Raw genomic sequence first — 2,107 nt, 5'->3', positions numbered from 1 at the left:
GAATATCTCTCTTCAGACCTAGCCGGGTTCAGAAGGGAGAGTATCCATGCTGAAAGGTGGATCACTAATGAGCGTACAAGATTTGTTGACGCAGGGGAAGAGCTTTCGAGAGATTGCCAGGGAGACCGGGTTCTCACGCAACACGATCCGCAAATACGTACGAAGTGGAATGGCGGTGCAGGTGCAACCGCGGGCAAGGCGCGGATCCAAGCTAGACGCGTACAAGCCGTTGATTGACGAGTGGATGGACGCTGGCCTGTTCAATTGCCAGGTCATGCTGCAACGCCTTCGGGCCCAGGGCTACGCGGGCGGAATGACGCTGTGAAAGACTACGTCCAACAGTTCCGACCACCCAAGCGGCAGAAGGCCACGTCCCGGTACGAGACGAAGCCTGGTGAGCAGGCACAGGTTGACTGGGGCATCTGTGAATACATCGACGAACGCGGTGTTCACCGCAAGCTTCCCGTTTTTGTCATGATTTTAGGACACTCCCGCGCGACGTACATTGAGTTCACACGTCGATGCGATATACATAGTTTCTTGCGCTGTTTCGCGCACGCTGTTGAGCACTTCGACGGTGTACCGAAGGTGGTTTTGACCGACCGGATGAAGACGGTAGTGCTTGGCACAAACGACGACCGCACACCAATATGGCACCCGGTATTCCTGGACTTCGCCCTGGCGATTGGGCTGACGCCCAAGCTTTGCAGGGTGCGAAGGCCCCAGACCAAGGGGAAGGTGGAACGCGCGGTCCGGTTTGTGAAAGAGAACTTCTGGATTGCTCGTAGGTTTACCGACCTTGCCGATCTCAACCGCCAGGCACTTGCCTGGTGTTATGAGATAGATCAACGGATCCACGGCACGACGGGGGAACGCCCCTGTGACCTACTGCCGCAAGAACAGCTACGGCCCCTGCCCTCGCCCGAAGCACTCGCCAAGTTCCTGCGCGAGGAGCGAAAGGTGAGTATGGACGGATTCGTGAGCTTCGACGGTGTCCGATACGGCGTTCCCTGGCAGTATAGCGGTCGCACTGTTACCGTCCGCCAGTTGCGCAACCAGATTGAGATATGGTCTGAGGGTGTGAGAATCGCCGTGCACGAGAAGTCTCCGAGGTTCAACGGACTGGTCCGGCTACAAGGACAGTATTCCGGACTAGACGCAGCACAAGGCGCGACAGGGCCATTGCCGGTAGCTCGACAAGTTCCCATGGATTCCGTTGACCAGCGTCCGCTCTCCGTCTATGCCGCACTCGCGGAGGTGGGCGCATGATTGAACTGGAGAAGGCGCACGCCCAACTCGAGGAGTTGAAGCTCGCAGCCGCTTCGGCCATCCTCGACAGCCGACTACAGATGGCGACCGAGAAGAATCTAACGTACGTCGGGTTCCTGACGGATCTGCTCAGCGCCGAACTTGACGAGCGCCACAAGCGCAACGTAGAGACCAAGGCAAGGCTGTCTAAGCTCCCATACCGCAAGACGCTGGAGGAGTTCGATTTCTCATTCCAGCCTAGCGTTGACGAGAAGCTGATTCGCGAGTTCGCGACCCTCGCGTTTGTGCACCAGGCGGCGAATCTCGTGTTTCTTGGACCGCCGGGAGTTGGCAAGAGTCACCTAGCAGTGGCGCTCGCCATGGAGGCCATCTCACAGGGGCTCTCCACCTACTTCGTCACAGTGACGAATCTGGTGAATGACCTGCGCCGGGCGTACACGGATGGACGGCTCGACACGCGCATGAGGAAGTACCTCCGTCCAAAGCTCCTGCTGATTGACGAGGTCGGTTATCTGCCGCTAGACCCGATCGGCGCGAACCTGCTGTTCCAGTTGATTAACGCTAGGTACGAGCGCGGCAGCATTATCCTGACGAGTAACAAGGGGATTGGGGAATGGGATGAGCTGTTCGGGGATGGCGTACTGGCCACAGCAGTGTTGGACCGCCTGCTGCACCACGCCCACATCCTGAACATTCGAGGGCAAAGCTACAGGCTCAAGGACAAGATGAAAGCCGGTGTCTACACGGCGCCGACTGACAAGACGACGTCCTGATTCAAGCTGCTAGGTGGGTCAAATTTAAGTCGGCGATCTGGGTCAAAACTAACCCGGCGTTGACA

General features: G+C 57.8%; 1 protein-coding gene and 1 pseudogene. Both read left to right on the top strand.

Going from position 1 to position 2,107, the window contains the following annotated elements; genetic code table 11:
• Positions 1–46 precede the first annotated feature (46 nt).
• Positions 47–1,269: pseudogene (gene istA, locus C7445_RS14335) on the top strand (IS21 family transposase).
• Positions 1,266–2,042 carry an IS21-like element helper ATPase IstB gene (gene istB / locus C7445_RS14330; protein ID WP_134161394.1) on the top strand — a complete coding sequence of 259 codons (777 nt, stop codon included), beginning with the start codon at positions 1,266–1,268 and terminating at the stop codon, positions 2,040–2,042. The pseudogene istA and the gene istB overlap by 4 nt, the downstream one beginning before the upstream one ends.
• Positions 2,043–2,107 lie beyond the last annotated feature (65 nt).

Source organism: Alicyclobacillus sacchari, assembly GCF_004366795.1.
GTDB lineage: Bacteria > Bacillota > Bacilli > Alicyclobacillales > Alicyclobacillaceae > Alicyclobacillus > Alicyclobacillus sacchari.
This window is presented reverse-complemented; position numbering and strand designations above follow the sequence as displayed.